Origin of the sequence: Pantoea sp. Lu_F5_004 (genome assembly GCF_051136245.1) — a bacterium.
GTDB classification, from domain to species: domain Bacteria; phylum Pseudomonadota; class Gammaproteobacteria; order Enterobacterales; family Enterobacteriaceae; genus Pantoea; species Pantoea agglomerans.
This window is the reverse complement of sequence record NZ_CP194946.1, coordinates 2,534,820-2,551,566: the sequence shown is the minus strand read 5'-3', so window position 1 is coordinate 2,551,566 and position 16,747 is coordinate 2,534,820. Positions and strand designations below refer to the sequence as shown.

17 protein-coding genes are annotated in these 16,747 nt (G+C 55.2%); 15 read left to right on the top strand and 2 right to left on the bottom strand.

Annotated elements, in window-relative coordinates:
- Positions 1 to 33 precede the first annotated feature (33 nt).
- From acpP to ptsG, 8 genes are all read left to right on the top strand, one after another.
- Complete coding sequence (acpP, locus tag ACR8BN_RS11800; protein WP_003849865.1) at positions 34 to 270, top strand: acyl carrier protein; 237 nt, start codon at positions 34 to 36, stop codon at positions 268 to 270.
- 85 nt (positions 271 to 355) lie between these two features.
- Entirely contained in the window at positions 356 to 1,597 is a 1,242-nt protein-coding gene (fabF, locus tag ACR8BN_RS11795; RefSeq protein ID WP_022625869.1) for a beta-ketoacyl-ACP synthase II, read from the top strand.
- 91 nt (positions 1,598 to 1,688) lie between these two features.
- Complete coding sequence (pabC, locus tag ACR8BN_RS11790; protein ID WP_434746962.1) at positions 1,689 to 2,504, top strand: aminodeoxychorismate lyase; 816 nt, start codon at positions 1,689 to 1,691, stop codon at positions 2,502 to 2,504.
- Positions 2,501 to 3,520, top strand: coding sequence for a cell division protein YceG (gene yceG, locus ACR8BN_RS11785; RefSeq protein ID WP_031592470.1), 1,020 nt, complete (start codon positions 2,501 to 2,503; stop codon positions 3,518 to 3,520). Before pabC ends, yceG begins: the two co-directional genes overlap by 4 nt.
- Positions 3,510 to 4,142 carry a dTMP kinase gene (gene tmk / locus ACR8BN_RS11780; RefSeq protein WP_434746961.1) on the top strand — a complete coding sequence of 211 codons (633 nt, stop codon included), beginning with the start codon at positions 3,510 to 3,512 and terminating at the stop codon, positions 4,140 to 4,142. Before yceG ends, tmk begins: the two co-directional genes overlap by 11 nt.
- Positions 4,142 to 5,131 carry a DNA polymerase III subunit delta' gene (gene holB / locus ACR8BN_RS11775; protein WP_064704525.1) on the top strand — a complete coding sequence of 330 codons (990 nt, stop codon included), beginning with the start codon at positions 4,142 to 4,144 and terminating at the stop codon, positions 5,129 to 5,131. Before tmk ends, holB begins: the two co-directional genes overlap by 1 nt.
- Positions 5,132 to 5,149: 18 nt before the next feature.
- On the top strand, positions 5,150 to 5,941 hold the full coding sequence (locus tag ACR8BN_RS11770) for a metal-dependent hydrolase (RefSeq protein ID WP_033757273.1): 792 nt from the start codon (positions 5,150 to 5,152) through the stop codon (positions 5,939 to 5,941).
- Between the two features lie 289 nt (positions 5,942 to 6,230).
- Positions 6,231 to 7,667 (top strand): PTS glucose transporter subunit IIBC, encoded by a 1,437-nt coding sequence (gene ptsG / locus ACR8BN_RS11765; RefSeq protein WP_010669858.1) that lies wholly within the window; start codon positions 6,231 to 6,233, stop codon positions 7,665 to 7,667.
- A gap of 54 nt (positions 7,668 to 7,721) precedes the next feature.
- Here the strand turns inward: ptsG and ACR8BN_RS11760 are convergent, their stop codons facing one another.
- Together ACR8BN_RS11760 and ACR8BN_RS11755 are read right to left on the bottom strand one after the other, a co-directional pair.
- Entirely contained in the window at positions 7,722 to 8,861 is a 1,140-nt protein-coding gene (locus ACR8BN_RS11760; protein ID WP_434746960.1) for a glycoside hydrolase family 88/105 protein, read from the bottom strand.
- Positions 8,862 to 8,864: 3 nt separating this feature from the next.
- The gene (locus tag ACR8BN_RS11755) at positions 8,865 to 10,463 is read right to left on the bottom strand and encodes an MFS transporter (protein WP_031592476.1); all 1,599 of its coding nucleotides are present in this window, start codon (positions 10,461 to 10,463) and stop codon (positions 8,865 to 8,867) included.
- 365 nt (positions 10,464 to 10,828) lie between these two features.
- Here ACR8BN_RS11755 and hinT point away from each other — a divergent pair, with 365 nt between their 5' ends.
- From hinT to ACR8BN_RS11720, 7 genes are all read left to right on the top strand, one after another.
- Positions 10,829 to 11,179, top strand: coding sequence for a purine nucleoside phosphoramidase (gene hinT, locus ACR8BN_RS11750; protein WP_009090851.1), 351 nt, complete (start codon positions 10,829 to 10,831; stop codon positions 11,177 to 11,179).
- A gap of 20 nt (positions 11,180 to 11,199) precedes the next feature.
- Positions 11,200 to 11,568, top strand: a complete 369-nt coding sequence (locus ACR8BN_RS11745; RefSeq protein WP_010669861.1) for a YcfL family protein — start codon at positions 11,200 to 11,202, stop codon at positions 11,566 to 11,568.
- Positions 11,569 to 11,579: 11 nt separating this feature from the next.
- Complete coding sequence (gene lpoB / locus ACR8BN_RS11740; protein WP_022625861.1) at positions 11,580 to 12,173, top strand: penicillin-binding protein activator LpoB; 594 nt, start codon at positions 11,580 to 11,582, stop codon at positions 12,171 to 12,173.
- 16 nt (positions 12,174 to 12,189) lie between these two features.
- The gene (thiK, locus tag ACR8BN_RS11735) at positions 12,190 to 12,972 is read left to right on the top strand and encodes a thiamine kinase (protein WP_434747586.1); all 783 of its coding nucleotides are present in this window, start codon (positions 12,190 to 12,192) and stop codon (positions 12,970 to 12,972) included.
- 39 nt (positions 12,973 to 13,011) lie between these two features.
- On the top strand, positions 13,012 to 14,052 hold the full coding sequence (nagZ, locus tag ACR8BN_RS11730) for a beta-N-acetylhexosaminidase (protein WP_434746959.1): 1,041 nt from the start codon (positions 13,012 to 13,014) through the stop codon (positions 14,050 to 14,052).
- Positions 14,053 to 14,092: 40 nt separating this feature from the next.
- Positions 14,093 to 14,635 carry an alpha/beta hydrolase YcfP gene (gene ycfP, locus ACR8BN_RS11725; RefSeq protein ID WP_010246299.1) on the top strand — a complete coding sequence of 181 codons (543 nt, stop codon included), beginning with the start codon at positions 14,093 to 14,095 and terminating at the stop codon, positions 14,633 to 14,635.
- A 212-nt stretch (positions 14,636 to 14,847) separates the two neighbouring features.
- A complete protein-coding gene (locus ACR8BN_RS11720) occupies positions 14,848 to 16,152 on the top strand; it encodes an NAD(P)/FAD-dependent oxidoreductase (RefSeq protein ID WP_031592482.1) in 1,305 nt (434 codons plus the stop codon).
- The last annotated feature ends 595 nt before the right edge of the window (positions 16,153 to 16,747 follow it).

Here is a 16,747-nt window from a genome sequence, read left to right as displayed (position 1 = left end):
GCGAAAGCGAGTTTTGATAGGAAATTAAATAGTATGAGCGATATCGAACAACGCGTTAAGAAAATCATCAGTGAGCAGCTGGGTGTGAAAGAGGAAGAAGTCACCAACTCTGCATCTTTCGTAGAAGACCTGGGTGCCGATTCTCTTGATACCGTTGAGCTGGTGATGGCTCTGGAAGAAGAGTTTGATACTGAGATTCCAGACGAAGAAGCTGAGAAAATCACTACCGTTCAGGCAGCGATCGACTATATCAATAGCCATAAAGGCTAATGAATATCTTCAGGCGGTCGCTCGACCGCCTGATTTTTTTGTTTGTCCCACATAGTTCCCTATTTCCCCTCCCTGGAGGACGAACGTGTCTAAGCGTCGTGTAGTTGTGACTGGTCTTGGCATGTTGTCTCCTGTCGGCAATACCGTAGAGTCTACCTGGAGTGCTCTCCTTGCCGGTCAGAGCGGCATTACCCTGATCGACCATTTTGATACCAGTGCTTATGCAACACGTTTTGCAGGTCTGGTAAGAGATTTTAATTGTGATGACTACATCTCGCGCAAAGATCAGCGCAAGATGGATGCCTTCATCCAGTACGGCATTGTGGCCGGTATGCAGGCTATGCAGGACAGTGGTCTGGTTGTTACCGACGAAAATGCAAGCCGTATGGGCGCAGCAATTGGCTCCGGCATCGGTGGTTTAGGTCTGATTGAAGAGAATCATACTTCACTGGTCAACGGCGGCCCGCGCAAAATCAGCCCATTCTTTGTGCCTTCAACCATCGTTAACATGGTGGCGGGTCATCTCAGCATCATGTATGGCCTGAAAGGTCCAAGCATCTCTATCGCGACAGCCTGTACCTCTGGTGTTCATAACATCGGTCATGCCGCACGTATCATCGCCTATAACGATGCTGATGTGATGCTGGCGGGTGGCACAGAGAAAGCCAGTACGCCATTAGGCGTTGGTGGCTTTGGTGCAGCACGTGCTCTCTCAACCCGTAATGAAAACCCGCAAGCGGCCAGCCGCCCGTGGGATAAAGATCGTGACGGTTTTGTGCTGGGTGACGGCGCTGGCATTGTGGTACTCGAAGAGTATGAACATGCGAAGAAACGTGGTGCGAAAATCTACGCGGAAATCGTAGGTTTTGGTATGAGCAGCGATGCCTACCACATGACTTCACCACCAGAAGATGGCTCAGGCGCCGCGGCGGCAATGATCAACGCATTGCGCGATGCTCAGCTTACGCCAGAGCAGATCGGCTATGTCAACGCGCATGGCACCTCCACGCCAGCGGGTGATAAAGCGGAAGCGCGGGCGGTGAAATCGGTCTTTGGGGCAGCAGCCAGCAGCGTGATGGTGAGCTCGACCAAATCAATGACCGGGCACTTACTGGGTGCGGCAGGCGCGGTTGAATCGATCTATTCGATTCTGGCGCTGCGCGACCAGGCCGTTCCACCGACCATTAACCTCGACAATCCGGATGAGGGCTGCGATCTCGACTTCGTGCCTCACACCGCGCGTCAGGTTCCCGGTCTGGAGTACACCCTGTGTAACTCCTTCGGTTTCGGCGGAACCAACGGTTCGTTGATCTTCCGTAAAGTGTAATCGTTGTTGATTGCTAAAAAGGCCCGCGATGCGGGCCTTTTTTTATCCTGCAGAATGCGCTGAAATCACGAGTCACGCTCAGGAGAGAACCATGTGGATTAACGGGTTAAAACAATCGACGCTGGCCGCCAGCGACCGCGGCCTGCAGTTTGGGGATGGCTGTTTTACCACCGCCGCCGTGCGTCAGGGAAAAATCGTGCTGCTGGAGAGCCACATTCAGCGCCTCAAAGAGGGCTGTGAGCGATTATGGATTGATGGCGTCGACTGGCTTCAGCTTGAGACAGAAATGCGACAGGCCGCGCAGCAACAAACCCAGGCGGTGCTGAAAGTGATTATCAGTGCCGGCAGCGGCGGACGGGGCTACAGCCGGCGCGGCTGTGGTGAACCCACGCGGATCGTCTCGCTGGCGCCCTGGCCGCAACACTACGCCGATTTACAGCAGCGTGGCGCGTCACTCCGACTCAGCCCGATCCGTCTGGCACGTAATACACAGTTTGCCGGAATCAAGCACCTTAATCGTCTGGAGCAGGTGATGATCAGAGCTCATCTTGACCAGACAGACGCCGACGAGGCGCTGGTGCTTGACACTGAAGGTTGGGTGGTGGAATGCTGTGCGGCCAATTTATTCTGGCGTCAGGGCTCGCAAATTTTCACGCCTGATCTGTCAGCGTCGGGCGTGGATGGCATTATGCGGCGGAGTCTGATGGCGCAACTTGCTGCCGCAGGCCAGGCTTGCCAGGTAATAAAAAGCGAACCGGCGCAGTTGCTGGCCGCCGATGAAGTGGTGATATGTAACGCGCTGATGCCGGTCCTGCCGGTCCGACAGATAGAAGCGGTAGAGTTTAATGAGCGCTCGCTGTTTAATCAGTTGCGCGCAAGCTGTGAAAAGATAATGGATGCATCATGATTCGAAGCAAAAAAATCGTCGTCAGCCTGCTGGCGATCGTGGGTCTCGCGGCTGTGCTGAGTTACTGGCAGGTTAAGCGGTTTGCGGCCACCCCGTTAACTCTGCAACAGGAAACGATCTACACGCTGCCTGCCGGCACGGGCCGGGTCGCACTTGAAGCGCAGCTGGAAGAGCAGAAGATTATTCCGCACAGTATCTGGTTTGGCGCGCTGCTGCGTCTGGAACCTGAACTGGCGACCTTCAAGGCGGGTACCTATCGCCTTGAGCCGACCATGACGGTGCGCTCACTGCTACAACTGCTGGCCAGCGGTAAAGAGGCGCAGTTCCCGGTGCGGTTCGTGGAAGGCCAGCGGCTGAAAGAGTGGCTGAGTGAGCTGCGCAAAGCGCCTTATATCCGGCATACCCTGAAAGATGATCAGTTCGCCACCCTTGCCAGCGCACTAAAAGTTGAGCCTGAGCAGCTGGAGGGCAACTTCTTCCCGGATACCTGGCTCTACACGGCTAATACCACCGATATGGCGCTGCTGCAGCGCGCTCATGAGCGGATGAAAAAAACCATTGATGAGGTGTGGCAGGGACGGGCGGATAATCTGCCCTATAAAACCCCACAGGAGCTGGTGACCATGGCCTCAATCATTGAGAAAGAGACTGGCGTCAGCGAAGAGCGCGCGCGCGTAGCCTCGGTGTTTATCAACCGCCTGCGCACCGGTATGCGGTTACAGACCGATCCCACCGTCATCTATGGCATGGGCGACAGCTATAACGGGACGCTGACCCGCAAAGATCTTGAGACGGCCAGCGCTTACAATACCTATATCATTAACGGTCTGCCGCCGGGTCCGATCGCCATGCCGGGTAAAGCCTCCCTGCAGGCCGCGGCCCATCCCGAGAAAACCAACTATCTCTACTTTGTTGCGGACGGCAAGGGCGGCCATACCTTTACGACTAATCTTGCCAGCCATAACAAGGCGGTGCAGGTTTACCGGCAGACGCTAAAGGAAAAAAATGAACAGTAAGTTTATCGTCATTGAAGGCCTGGAAGGCGCCGGTAAAACCACCGCGCGTGACGCCATCGTCGCCACGCTGCGTGCACGTGGCATTCACGATCTGGTCTTTACCCGTGAGCCTGGCGGAACACCGCTGGCAGAACAGCTGCGGATGCTGGTTAAGCAGGGTATTGAGGGCGAGAAGGTTACAGATAAAGCGGAACTGCTGATGCTCTATGCGGCGCGGGTTCAACTGGTGGAAACGGTCATTAAACCAGCGCTGGCTCGCGGTGCCTGGGTGATCGGCGACCGTCATGATCTCTCCTCTCAGGCTTATCAGGGGGGCGGACGTGGACTTGATGCCGGTCTGATGCAGACGCTGCGCGATACCGTCTTAGGCGATTTCCGCCCCGATCTCACGCTCTATCTTGATGTGACACCCGACATCGGTCTCCAGCGCGCCCGTGCGCGCGGTGAGCTGGATCGCATTGAGCAGGAGTCATTGCGTTTCTTTGAACGCACCCGCGCGCGCTATCTGGCGCTGGCAGCGGAGGACCCCACCATCATCACCATCGATGCCACACAATCACTGGCCGATGTGACAGCGTCACTTCAGTCGGCGCTGGATGGCTGGCTGGCGGAGCAGGCGTGATGAACTGGTATCCGTGGCTGAATCAGCCTTATCGCCAGGTGATTGGCCAGCATCAGGAGAATCGCGCTCACCATGCGTTGTTGATCCAGGCGATGGCAGGTATGGGCGATGAGGCGCTGGTCTGGGGGATGAGCCGCTGGCTGATGTGCCAGCAGCGGGATGGCCTGAAAAGTTGCGGGCAGTGTCACGGTTGCCAGCTGATGCAGGCCAATACCCATCCTGACTGGTATCGGCTTGAAGCGGAGAAGGGCAAAAGTACCCTGGGCATCGATGCGGTGCGGCAGGTTACGGAAAAAATGTACCACTTTGGTCAGCAGGGCGGCGCGAAAGTGGTCTGGCTGCCGGATGCCGCGCAGCTTTCGGAAGCGGCGGCCAACGCCCTGCTGAAAACGCTGGAAGAGCCGCCAGCCAACAGCTGGTTCTTCCTCAGCAGCCGCGATCCCTCGCGCCTGCTGGCCACGCTGCGCAGCCGCTGCATGGCGCTGCATCTGACGCCGCCGGACGAAGGACAAAGCCTGCTCTGGCTGAAGAAGCACGCTGCGCACGACGAACAGATGCTGCTGGCGGCTCTGCGTCTGAGCGCAGGTGCACCCGGTGCGGCGCTGAGCCTGCTGGAAAACGGGCCCTGGCAGGCCCGGCAGAAGCTCTGCGATGCGCTGTCCGCTGCGTTGCAGCAGGACATCCTGCAACTGCTGCCTGCGCTGAACGCCGACGACGCGGCAGCACGTATCGGCTGGCTGCTCTCTTTGCTGCTGGATGCAATGAAGTGGCAGCAACATGCAGGTCAGTGGCTGAGTAATATCGATCGTCAGGATGTGGTGCAGTTGCTGGCCGGATACTTTTCTGCCAGCGCGCTCAACAGCAGCATCCAGGACTGGATGCGCTGTCGCGAGCAGCTACTGCATGTGGCATCGGTAAATCGCGAATTATTGCTGACCGATCAGCTTCTGAGCTGGGCGGACAAACAGAAGCCCGCGCAGGTGTGCTAAACCTATCTGAGAGTAATTATGTTTATTGTGGATTCCCATTGCCATCTTGATGGCCTGGACTATGAAAAGAACCATCGTGACCTGGATGATGTGATCGCCAAAGCGGCGGCGCGTGATGTGAAATTTATGCTGGCAATCGCCACCACGCTGCCGGGTTTTCATACCCTTAAAAGTCTGGTCGGCGAACGGAAAAATATAGCGCTCTCCTGCGGTGTGCATCCGCTGAATCAGGAAGAGGCTTATGATGTTGAGGAGTTTCGTCGGCTCTCTGCCGATCCTCAGGTAGTAGCTCTGGGTGAAACCGGGCTGGATTATCACTATCAGCCAGAAACGAAAGATCAGCAGCAGCGCTCGTTCCGGGAACATATCCGTACCGGTATTGCGCTGAACAAACCGATCATTGTTCACACCCGTGATGCCCGCGAAGATACGCTGGCGATTCTGCGTGAAGAGCAGGTTGAACGTTGCGGCGGCGTGCTGCACTGCTTCACTGAGGATCAGCCCACCGCAGCAAAACTGCTGGATATGGGCTTCTATATCTCTTTTTCGGGCATTGTTACGTTCCGCAATGCTGAGCAGTTACGTGAAGCCGCACGCTATGTGCCGCTGGATCGGATGCTGGTGGAAACGGATTCGCCTTATCTGGCCCCGGTGCCTTTCCGTGGTAAAGAGAATCAGCCCGCTTATACGCGCGATGTTGCCGAATATCTGGCTGTACTAAAAGGGGTTGATTTAGAAACGCTGGCAGCCACCACCACCCAAAACTTCTCCACGCTGTTTCATATCCCGATGAGCCAGCTGGGCGCCTGATCAGCTATTATTTCAGCCTCTGTAATTAATCTGTAACCTGCGTATATGACCCTGTTTTTTCAGACAGGGTCAGCTTTTTATCGCCGATTACTGGTGCGGATCAGTAAGAAATTTCGTAAAGTGCGCCCTTGTGATTGTCGAAACGTGATACCCGTCAAAGTAACAAATCGGGAATTATTTTACCCTTCGTAATAAATCAAAAGGCGGTCACCGCCAGCCCGGCAAAGAATCCTCCCTCTTTGCCACGCGCACTGCGCAAATATGCACTCATACTCAGGAGCTTCACGCTATGTTCAAAAATGCTTTTGCCAACCTTCAAAAGGTCGGTAAATCGCTGATGCTGCCGGTATCGGTTCTGCCGATTGCCGGTATTTTATTAGGAGTCGGTTCAGCCAATTTCAGCTGGTTACCTGCAGTGGTTTCGCATGTGATGGCAGAAGCGGGTGGATCGGTGTTCGCCAACATGCCGCTGATTTTCGCTATTGGTGTGGCGCTGGGCTTTACCAATAATGACGGCGTTTCGGCGCTGGCAGCGGTTGTTGCCTATGGCATCATGGTGAAAACCATGGCGGTAGTTGCCCCGCTGGTGCTGCATCTGCCTGCGGCGGAGATCGAGGCTAAACACCTCGCCGACACCGGGGTACTGGGCGGTATTATCGCCGGCTCCATTGCCGCATACATGTTTAATCGCTTCTACCGCATCAAGCTGCCAGAATATCTGGGCTTCTTTGCCGGTAAACGTTTTGTGCCGATTATTTCCGGTCTGGCAGCTATCATTCTCGGCGTGCTGCTCTCCTTTATCTGGCCACCGATAGGTTCCGCGATTCAGGAGTTCTCACAGTGGGCTGCCTATCAAAACCCGGTTGTCGCCTTTGGTATTTATGGCGTAATTGAACGTGCGTTGGTGCCATTTGGTCTGCATCACATCTGGAACGTTCCTTTCCAGATGCAGATCGGTGAATACACCAATGCGGCAGGTCAGGTGTTCCACGGTGATATCCCGCGCTATATGGCGGGTGACCCGACCGCAGGTAAACTCTCTGGCGGCTTCCTGTTCAAAATGTACGGTCTGCCAGCGGCAGCGATTGCTATCTGGCACTCAGCGAAGCCTGAAAATCGCGCCAAAGTGGGCGGTATCATGATCTCCGCCGCGCTGACCGCATTCCTGACTGGTATCACCGAACCGATTGAATTCTCATTCATGTTCGTGGCACCGATCCTGTATGTGATCCATGCGCTGCTGGCGGGTCTGGCATTCCCAATCTGTATCCTGCTTGGGATGCGTGACGGCACCAGCTTCTCACACGGTCTGATCGACTTTATCGTACTGAGCGGCAACAGCAGTAAAATCTGGCTGTTCCCGATTGTTGGTATCATCTATGGTCTGGTTTACTACACTATATTCCGTGTACTGATCGCGAAGCTGGATCTGAAAACGCCTGGCCGTGAAGAGAGCAGCAGCAGCGAGCAATCTACCGCGACCGGTACAGAGATGGCGGGCAAACTGGTGGCAGCGTTTGGTGGTAAAGAGAACATCACCAACCTGGATGCCTGTATCACCCGGTTACGTGTCAGCGTCGCCGATGTGGCGAAAGTGGATCAGACTGAACTGAAAAACCTCGGCGCCCGTGGCGTGGTGGTTGCCGGTTCCGGTGTGCAGGCGATTTTCGGGACTAAATCCGATAACCTGAAAACCGATATGGATGATTACATCCGCAGCATGTAATGATTTATAGCGATGAAAAAGCCCCGCTTAGCGGGGCTTTTTTTTGGCCGGGATTCAGAGGTAAGCGCGCAGGTACTCTGTCAGGCAGAGCAGGGCCATCGCCTGGCCGTAGGGCATAGAGGTCAGGGGAACCGTGCGGTAGTAATCCAGATCCTTGCCCATTGCGGTTCCAAAGGAGACCTGTTTTAACTCGCCATCATCATCAATATTGGCAATCACGCCGCGCAACGCTTTTTCTGCCACCTCACGATACTCCGCGGGCAGATAACGCTTGCGAACCCCTTTCAGAATGCCATAGGCAAACCCGGCGGTGGCAGAGGCTTCCGGGTAGCTGTGCGGATCATCAAGCAGGGTGTGCCACAATCCGCTGCTGTGCTGACACTCCCTGAGCGCTTTAACCTGGGTCTCCAGCACCTGCTGCAGGAAACGGCGGGTAGCGTGATGCTCAGGCCAGTTCATCATCTCCAGGAAGTCGGGAATGACAATCGTCACCCAGCTGTTACCACGCGCCCAGCGTGCATCAGCAAAGTTATGGCGGCCGTCAAAGTTCCAGCCGTGGAACCATAAGCCGGTTTTGCGATCCATCAGATACTGGGTGTGCAGCAGGAACTGATAACTCGCTTCTTCAATCCACTCATCGCGCTTCAGCAACTGGCCAATTTTAGCCAGCGCCATTACGCTCATCATCAGCGTATCGTCCCAGAGTTGCTGTGGGTTTTCATTGTTATAGACAATGTGCTGCAGGCCGCCCTGTTCGGTACGCGGCATCTCATACATGACCCATTCTGCCCAGCGCTCCAGCACCGGCACCCAGGCAGGGTTCCTGGTCTCTTCGTAACGGTAGGCCAGCGTCAGAAAAGGACAAACGGTGTTCACATTTTTGGTCGGCGTGCCTTCCGCCAGACGCTGCGTAAACCACTCATCAATGATCGCCAGCGTCTGCTGGTCACCGGTCTGCTGATAGTAGTGCAGCATGCCATACAGACCGATGCCGTGTGTCCATTCCCAACCCGCCCAGCCTTTGGTATCAATCACCCGGCCATCGTCCAGCCGTAATAAAAATTCGCCTGTCTCATCGGTGATGTTAACCAGATTCTGTGTCAGCTTTTGAATCAGCTGTACCAGTTCGCTGCGTGGCAACAGATGCTCGGGCTGGCACAATAATTTGCTGTGTTTAACGGGAAATACAGTCATGGTTTATTCCTGTCGTTTTAAGGTCGGGTTTAAAGAAGGGTTTAAAGTGGGATGTGCGGACAATTTTTCCGGCGCTGGCTTATTACGATTAAGGAAGCCAATGTTGTTGTTGCCCCAGAGATTTTCGTAAGGCATGCCAGCCAGCGTTTCTACAATTGCGCGTGCTTCCGGCGTGATGCTTTCCGGCACGATGCGGCCCGCGTCGCGCATCTTCAGCGTCTCCTGGCGCAGCACAGTGTGGGTCTGCAGATTAAGCTTAAAGCGCAGTGACACGATAAAGCCGCAGGCCAGCACGGCCACGGTACCGACGCTGAGAATCGCCAGGATAGTGTGGCTGACGCCGGGTACCTGGGTCGCCTGGCCAGAGACAAAGCCGGAGAGCTGCAGCACGATACCGACCAGCATGACTGCGCCAGCCTGCGATGCTTTACGCGTCAGGGTCATGATGCCGGCAAAAATCCCTTCACGGCGCTGTCCGGTGATCACCTCATCCACATCGGCGATATAGGTATAAGTGTTCCACGGCACATAGTTGATGCCGCCACGTCCCAGGCCTGCCAGGGCGGAGATCACCAACAGCAGTGACATGTTGTCGTTCATTCCGGCATACCACAATCCTGCGTAGGAGAGCGCCGCAAGGCCAAACAGCACAGCCACCAGACGGTAGGCGGGCGCAGGTCCCATACGGATGCAGAGCGGAATCATCGCCATCACCGCAATAAACTGCAGCACCGCCATGGTGCCCATCAGGCTGGAGGCGACCTGGGCGCTCTGCATCAGCACAAATACCACATACCAGGTAAAGACGGCGTTAAACACATCCTGGGCGATATAGCCACCGAGGTACATGCCAAGGTGCTGGCGGAAGATGCGGATGCGTAAGGTTGAAGCCAGCTCGACATAGAGCCGTTTGAGATTCTGCATCAGCGTCAGCTGCTGCTTTTCCTGCTCTGCACGGCGTGACTCGGCGGAAAAGTCATCCGGGTGACGCTCCCAGGTAAAGCACCACACCAGCGTCAGCACCAGCGCGCAGATTACCGAGAACACCAGGCTGGCGTAGAAGAAGGAGAGAGGATTATCTTTGCCCAGCATACCCAGCAAAATACCGGGTAAAAAGGCGGCCAGAATGGCCGACAGCTGTGCCAGGCCGATGCGGGCACCAGAGAAGCGGGTTTTCTGTTTGAAATCGTCGGTCATTTCCGGCACCAGCGTTTCATACGGCACCAGGATCATGGTGTAGACGATATCAAACAGCAGATACGTGCAGAGATACCACCAGAAACTCATGTCGCTGACCCACATCAGGCTATAACTGAATACACAGGGTATGCCGAGCAGGATAAAGAATTTGCGGCGGCCAAAGCGTTTGCCCAGCCAGGTCGAACCGAAGTTATCGGTCAGAAAGCCCATCAGCGGGCTGACTATCGCATCCAGCACGCGGGCAGCGGCGAAGATCAGCGTGGCCTGAATCGGGGTTAACCCACAAAAGGTGGTGTAAAAATAGAGCAACCAGGCGGCGGTCAGCGCCGTGGTGCCTGCTCCAAGAAAATCTCCGGAACCGTAAGCCAGATAGTGGCCAAGACCAATTTTACGTGAGCGCATGTCTGATGCTCCTTGATGTTTATGGCGGTTTATCCCTGGTGATGCCGGTCATCTCACCCGGACTGGTTAGCAAAGTAGAACTGACGGGGCGGCTAAACCTTCGCAATTTGGCAAGCGCTGGCGCTGAAGTGGCAAACAGACAAAGAAAAGGGTGGCGAAATTCTAATTTATAAAACAGCGTTTCATTTTTATGGTGTGGCAGGTGTGTTGACAGCATTCAGGACGGCGTTCTGGTCACAGAGAGAGGGTGCTGCTGCAAAGGCAGGCGAACAATGCAAGAAAAGTAGTACTGAGGTTGAAAGAAAACAAATTTCTCCCGCATACTGATTGATTAAGACTCAGGCTAAAGCTAAAGGAATTGCACCATGGCAGAAGAAACCATTTTTAGTAAAATTATTCGCCGCGAAATCCCCGCTGATGTGGTTTATCAGGATGAGCTGGTCACTGCCTTCCGCGACATTTCGCCCAAAGCCCCGACCCATATTTTAATCGTGCCGAATGTGCTGATCCCAACGGTTAACGAGGCGGAAGCGGCGCACGAGCATGCGCTGGGACGTATGTTTACCACCGCGGCGAAAATCGCCCGTCAGGAAGGTATCGATCAAAATGGTTATCGTCTGATTGTGAACTGCAATCAACATGGTGGTCAGGAGGTTTATCACATTCATATGCATCTGCTGGGCGGTGAACCGCTGGGACCGATGCTCTCTAACTGACCTGATAACGGAAGCGTGCTATGCGATCCTGGCTGACTGGCCTGCCGATCCTGCTCTGCCTGACGGCCTGCAGCAGTGATAAACCGATGATTAATACGTCACAGTCGCTGGTGATGGAGTCCTCTGTGCTGTCGGCAGGGATCATTACCGATGAACCGACGCTGGATGAAAACGATGGACTGAAGCGTGCCACCAGCGTGCTCTATAATCAGCGCGAAACACCGGTTGTTGTGCACTATCGTTACTACTGGTATGACGACAAAGGGCTGGAAATCACCCCGCAGGAACCGGCGCAGACCGTTACCGTTCCGGCGCAGGGCAGCATTATCGCCACTTCGCAACTGGGTAACCTGACGGCCAGCAAGGTTCGTCTTTATCTCTATCTTTAAGGATTTTCTACGTGATACGCAGTGTTAATCGTACCGGAGCGCTCCTGATGGCGCTCATTCTGACCGGCTGTGTGGTGAAACAGCAGCAGCCTGCACCGGTTGAACCGACTCAGCCTGTGGAGCCGGTGCAGCCCGTTCCACAACCTGAACCGGTGCCGCAACCGCAGCCTGTGCCGCAGCCACCGAAACTGGTCACTATCAACTGGGATGCCAGCGTTCAGCCGCTGGTGGCACAGATGTTACAGGCTGCCAGCGCCGAGCCGGGCAGCGTGTTGCTGGTGGATCGCGTTAAAAACAGCACCAACGGTGCGCTGCAAAGCGAGAAAGCGACGGCAGCTATCCAGAATGCGCTGAATAACAACGGCAAATTCACCCTGGTTTCTGCTGACCAACTGGCGCAGGCCAAGCAGACGCTGGGATTATCGCCGGATGACAGCCTGAACTCGCGCAGTAAAGCGATTGGCCTGGCGCGTAACGTTAACGCTCAGTATGTGCTTTACAGCAACGCGCGTGGCGATGTCAAAGCGCCGACGCTGCAAATGCAACTGATGCTGGTTCAGACAGGCGAGATCATCTGGTCCGGCAACGGCATTGCACAGAATTAATCCCGCTTTCCAGCGGATGATTCAGCAGGTCACCAGCGAACCAGAAAAGATATCCTTTATCCCGCTAGCCGGTCTGACCGGGCACAGCCAGAAGATTGTCAGCCCGCGCGGAACCTTTATCGCGCGGGCGGCACCGCAACCGGCTATTCCGTTTGTGGATCGGCAGCGCGAATTCCGTCTGTTACGCAAATTGCAAGCCAGCGGAGTAACACCGCAGCCCGTGGCGGGCCATCGTCAGGGGATTATCCTGACCTGGTGCGCAGGCGATGCGCTGGATGAACACCGCTTCAGCCAGCAGCGTCCACAGATCGTGGCACTGCTACAGCAGCTGCATCAGCAGCCGCTGACCGGCTATCGTCTGCAGTTGTTGCCGCTGTTATGGCGCTACTGGCAGCTTACTCCACAGCGGCATCACCGCTGGTTGCGGACGCTCAGGCGTCTGACGCAGCAGGGTGAACCCCAGCCGCTGAGGCTGGCTCCGCTGCACATGGATCTGCATGCCGGAAATGTCATACAAGGTCCCGAAGGTCTGCGTCTGATCGACTGGGAGTATGCCGCCGATGGCGACGTGGCGCTGGAGCTGGCGGCTGTCTGTGCCAGCGATCCGCAGCACCAGGCCGAGTGGCTGGCTGAGTATGCCGCGGCGATGCAGCTGCCGCTTACCGCGCTGGTGCAGCAGGTCAGACGCTGGCAGCCCTGGCTGCAATTGCTGATGGCCAGCTGGTATCAGCTCCGTTCTGGTCAGCGTGACGACGACACATTACAACAGCTGGCTCGACAGAGCTGGGAACAGATTTAATCGCGTTACGCAGGTGCGTTTCGCTACAGGATTCATGATATGAGATCAGATTTACCCGGCCCCCTGATGCTTGACGTCGAGGGTTATGAACTGGATGGCGAAGAGCGCGACATCCTGCAGCATCCGCTGGTGGGCGGTTTAATTTTATTTGCGCGAAATTATCATGATCCCGCTCAGCTGGCAGAGCTGGTGCGGCAGATCCGCGCCGCCTCTCACACCCGGCTGGTAGTGGCGGTGGATCAGGAGGGTGGTCGCGTGCAGCGTTTCCGTGACGGCTTCACCCAACTGCCTGCCATGCAATCTTTTGCTGCGCTGCATGACCTGGATACCGCCGGTGAACTTGCACAACAGGCGGGATGGCAAATGGCGGCCGAGATGATCGCCATGGATATCGATATCAGCTTTGCGCCGGTACTCGATATTGGTCATATCAGCGCCGCGATTGGCGACCGTTCTTTCCATGCCGATCCGGCCATCGCCCTTGACGTCGCCCGCCGCTTTATTGCGGGGATGCACGAGGCCGGCATGAAGACCACCGGCAAACATTTTCCGGGTCACGGTGCGGTGAGTGCGGATTCGCATAAAGAGACTCCACGCGATCTGCGGGATGAAAAGACGCTGCGTGAACATGACATGGCAATCTTCAGCAAGCTGATTACCGAACAGGCACTGGACGCCATCATGCCGGCACACGTCATCTACTCCGAAGTTGATCCGCTGCCCGCCAGTGGTTCGCCATACTGGCTTAAAACCGTGCTGCGTGAGCAACTGGGCTTTGACGGTATTATTTTCTCCGACGATCTGTCGATGGAGGGCGCAGCGGTGATGGGCAGCTATCCTGAGCGGGCGCAGCAGTCCCTTTCCGCGGGCTGTGACATGATTCTGGTCTGCAATCAGCGTCAGGGTGCCATCAGTGTACTGGATAACCTGATCCCGATCGGGTCAGAGCAGGTTACACAGCTGTATCATCAGGGCAGGTTTACCCGCGATGAACTGCGGGGAACGCATCGCTGGAAAAATAATGCTCAGCAACTGAGTGCGCTTCAGGAACGCTGGCTGGCTCATAAGGCGTCGTGGTAAGCAGTGACTGCCCGGCGCTATCACTACCTTGAGGATTATCATGATCATCTATCTGCACGGTTTTGATTCCAACAGTCCGGGCAATCACGAAAAAGTGCTGCAACTGCAATTTATCGATCCTGACGTCAGGTTGATCAGTTACAGCACCCGCCATCCCAAACATGACATGCAGTTTCTGCTAAAAGAGACCGATAAGATGCTGACGCTTTCTGACGACGACCGGCCGCTGATTTGCGGCGTCGGACTGGGCGGCTTCTGGTCAGAGCGCATTGGCTTTCTGTGCGGAATCCGGCAGGTGATTTTTAATCCCAACCTCTCGCCGCAGGCGAACATGGAAGGGAAGATCGACCGGCCGGAGGAGTATCAGGATATCGCAACGAAGTGCGTCAGCGATTTTCGCGAGCGTAATCGTGACCGCTGTCTGGCCATTCTCTCCCGTCACGATGAGGCGCTCGACAGCCAGCACATTGCTGACCAGCTGCATCCGTTTTATGAAATTGTCTGGGATGAGACGGAAGGGCACAAATTCAAAAATATATCCCCACACCTTAAGCGGATAAAAGCTTTTAAAACATTAGGTTAAGCAGCAAAGGCACCGTAAGGTGCCTGTTTTTATTACGTAATTATCTGAGTTTTATTTTCCCGCTTTGATGTATATCAATATTCTTATGTTCTCCTCTTCCCGCCATGCTATTCTCCCAGCAGATTGCGATTTTAACTTCGCCAACCCTATGTTTCTTAAGGTTTAATTTAACCTTTGGTTAACTTTTGGTTCACAATTTGAGGGGGTCTTTGTTGACTACGTCTGTTAAGAAAATTGTTATTGTCGGAGGGGGAGCGGGCGGCCTGGAAATGGCCACGCAACTGGGCCATAAACTGGGTCGTAAAAAGAAGGCCGAGATTATCCTGGTTGATCGTAACCACAGTCATTTGTGGAAGCCGCTGCTGCACGAAGTGGCGACCGGCTCAATGGACGAAGGCATTGATGCATTGAGCTATCTGGCTCATGCCCGCAATCACGGTTTTGAGTTCCAGCTGGGTTCGCTTACCGATATCGATCGCACCCGAAAAGTGATCCGCCTGGCCGAAGTGCTGAATACACAGGGCGAAGTGCTGGTGCCACAGCGTGAAGTGGCCTACGACCAGCTGGTGATGGCGCTGGGCAGCACCTCGAATGATTTCGGTACGCCGGGCGTCAAAGATCACTGCATCTTCCTTGATAATCCGCATCAGGCGCGTCGTTTCCATAACGAAATGCTCAACCTGTTCCTGAAATTCTCCGCCAGCGAAGGCCGGGTCGAGAAAGTTAACATCGCCATCGTGGGCGGCGGGGCAACAGGCGTTGAGCTGTCAGCTGAATTGCACAACGCGGTGAAACAGCTGCACAGCTACGGCTTCAAAGGCCTGGGCCGCGAAGCGCTGAATGTGACGCTGGTGGAAGCGGGTGAACGTATCCTGCCTGCACTGCCACCACGCATCTCTGCTGCGGCACATCAGGAGCTGACCAAGCTGGGCGTGCGCGTGCTGACGCAGACCATGGTCACCAGCGCCGAGCGTAATGGCCTGAATACTAAAGGCGGTGAGTTTATCGAAGCCGATCTGATGGTCTGGGCGGCTGGGATTAAAGCACCCGACTTCCTGAAAGAGATTGGCGGACTGGAAACCAACCGCATCAATCAGCTGGTGGTCAAAGAGACGCTGCAAACCACGCTGGACGATGACATCTACGCGATTGGCGACTGCGCCTCCTGCGCCTTGCCGGGCGGCGGTTTTGTACCACCGCGCGCCCAGTCAGCGCATCAGATGGCTTCACGCGCCATGGACAACATTCTGGCGCAGCGTGACGGTAAACCGCTGAAAGCCTATGTCTATAAAGATCATGGCTCGCTGGTATCGCTCTCCCGCTTCAGTACGGTCGGCAGCCTGATGGGCAATCTGATGCGCGGCTCAATGATGGTGGAAGGGCGCATCGCGCGCTTTGTCTACATCTCGCTTTACCGTATGCACCAGATCGCCCTGCACGGCTACTTCAAAACCGGTCTGATGATGCTGGTCGGCAGTATTAACCGGGTTATTCGTCCCCGGCTGAAGCTGCACTAATTCGTCACTGGCGATCAAGGTAGATTGATAACAGCCCCCTCTGATGCAGGGGGCTTTTTTTTGCGGACCAGCACTGAAACCGGTTCTTGTGCCATGCTGGGTCTTATCGGTCAGAGCATGAATTAATTTAAATATTATGAAGGTGCCACAGTAACTTTATAATGATCTCCTCATGCGATGCCATAAAGAACAAGAGTCTGCCTGGAGGCGTAAGCTCCAGTAACGGCAATCTATTTCAGTCACGCTTAGCCACTTCAGTTTCATCAACCCCGGCTGTTTGGTCTCACTGAGCACGCGACTCATCCCTTGTTAAGACACGGCTAAACCGAGACCGGTATTAAAGTTGTCGATACGCAGGAACGGGCACTGACCGCGGGTCGCGTTCTCAGCATCACGGCTGCCATAGAAATGCGTGATCGAGCCATACATCAGCGCGCGGAAACGTTTGGGTCTGGTGTCTGTGATATTGATCAGCCAGATAGACCCACACCCCTCAATTTCGGCACAGAATCACACAATGACTGCCCATCTATTAAAGTTTAACTCTGCTGATTTATCGACGCCCGACCCCCCGACAATCTGTCCCCGTCCTGAT

Excerpts from the sequence above, each read along its gene's own strand:
- acpP (WP_003849865.1), top strand. The coding sequence starts at position 34 with ATGAGCGATATCGAACAACGCGTTAAGAAAATCATCAGTGAGCAGCTG.
- pabC (WP_434746962.1), top strand. The coding sequence starts at position 1,689 with ATGTGGATTAACGGGTTAAAACAATCGACGCTGGCCGCCAGCGACCGC.
- yceG (WP_031592470.1), top strand. The coding sequence starts at position 2,501 with ATGATTCGAAGCAAAAAAATCGTCGTCAGCCTGCTGGCGATCGTGGGT.
- tmk (WP_434746961.1), top strand. The coding sequence starts at position 3,510 with ATGAACAGTAAGTTTATCGTCATTGAAGGCCTGGAAGGCGCCGGTAAA.
- holB (WP_064704525.1), top strand. The coding sequence starts at position 4,142 with ATGAACTGGTATCCGTGGCTGAATCAGCCTTATCGCCAGGTGATTGGC.
- ACR8BN_RS11770 (WP_033757273.1), top strand. The coding sequence starts at position 5,150 with ATGTTTATTGTGGATTCCCATTGCCATCTTGATGGCCTGGACTATGAA.
- ptsG (WP_010669858.1), top strand. The coding sequence starts at position 6,231 with ATGTTCAAAAATGCTTTTGCCAACCTTCAAAAGGTCGGTAAATCGCTG.
- ACR8BN_RS11760 (WP_434746960.1), bottom strand. The coding sequence starts at position 8,861 with ATGACTGTATTTCCCGTTAAACACAGCAAATTATTGTGCCAGCCCGAG.
- ACR8BN_RS11755 (WP_031592476.1), bottom strand. The coding sequence starts at position 10,463 with ATGCGCTCACGTAAAATTGGTCTTGGCCACTATCTGGCTTACGGTTCC.
- hinT (WP_009090851.1), top strand. The coding sequence starts at position 10,829 with ATGGCAGAAGAAACCATTTTTAGTAAAATTATTCGCCGCGAAATCCCC.
- ACR8BN_RS11745 (WP_010669861.1), top strand. The coding sequence starts at position 11,200 with ATGCGATCCTGGCTGACTGGCCTGCCGATCCTGCTCTGCCTGACGGCC.
- thiK (WP_434747586.1), top strand. The coding sequence starts at position 12,190 with ATGATTCAGCAGGTCACCAGCGAACCAGAAAAGATATCCTTTATCCCG.
- nagZ (WP_434746959.1), top strand. The coding sequence starts at position 13,012 with ATGAGATCAGATTTACCCGGCCCCCTGATGCTTGACGTCGAGGGTTAT.
- ycfP (WP_010246299.1), top strand. The coding sequence starts at position 14,093 with ATGATCATCTATCTGCACGGTTTTGATTCCAACAGTCCGGGCAATCAC.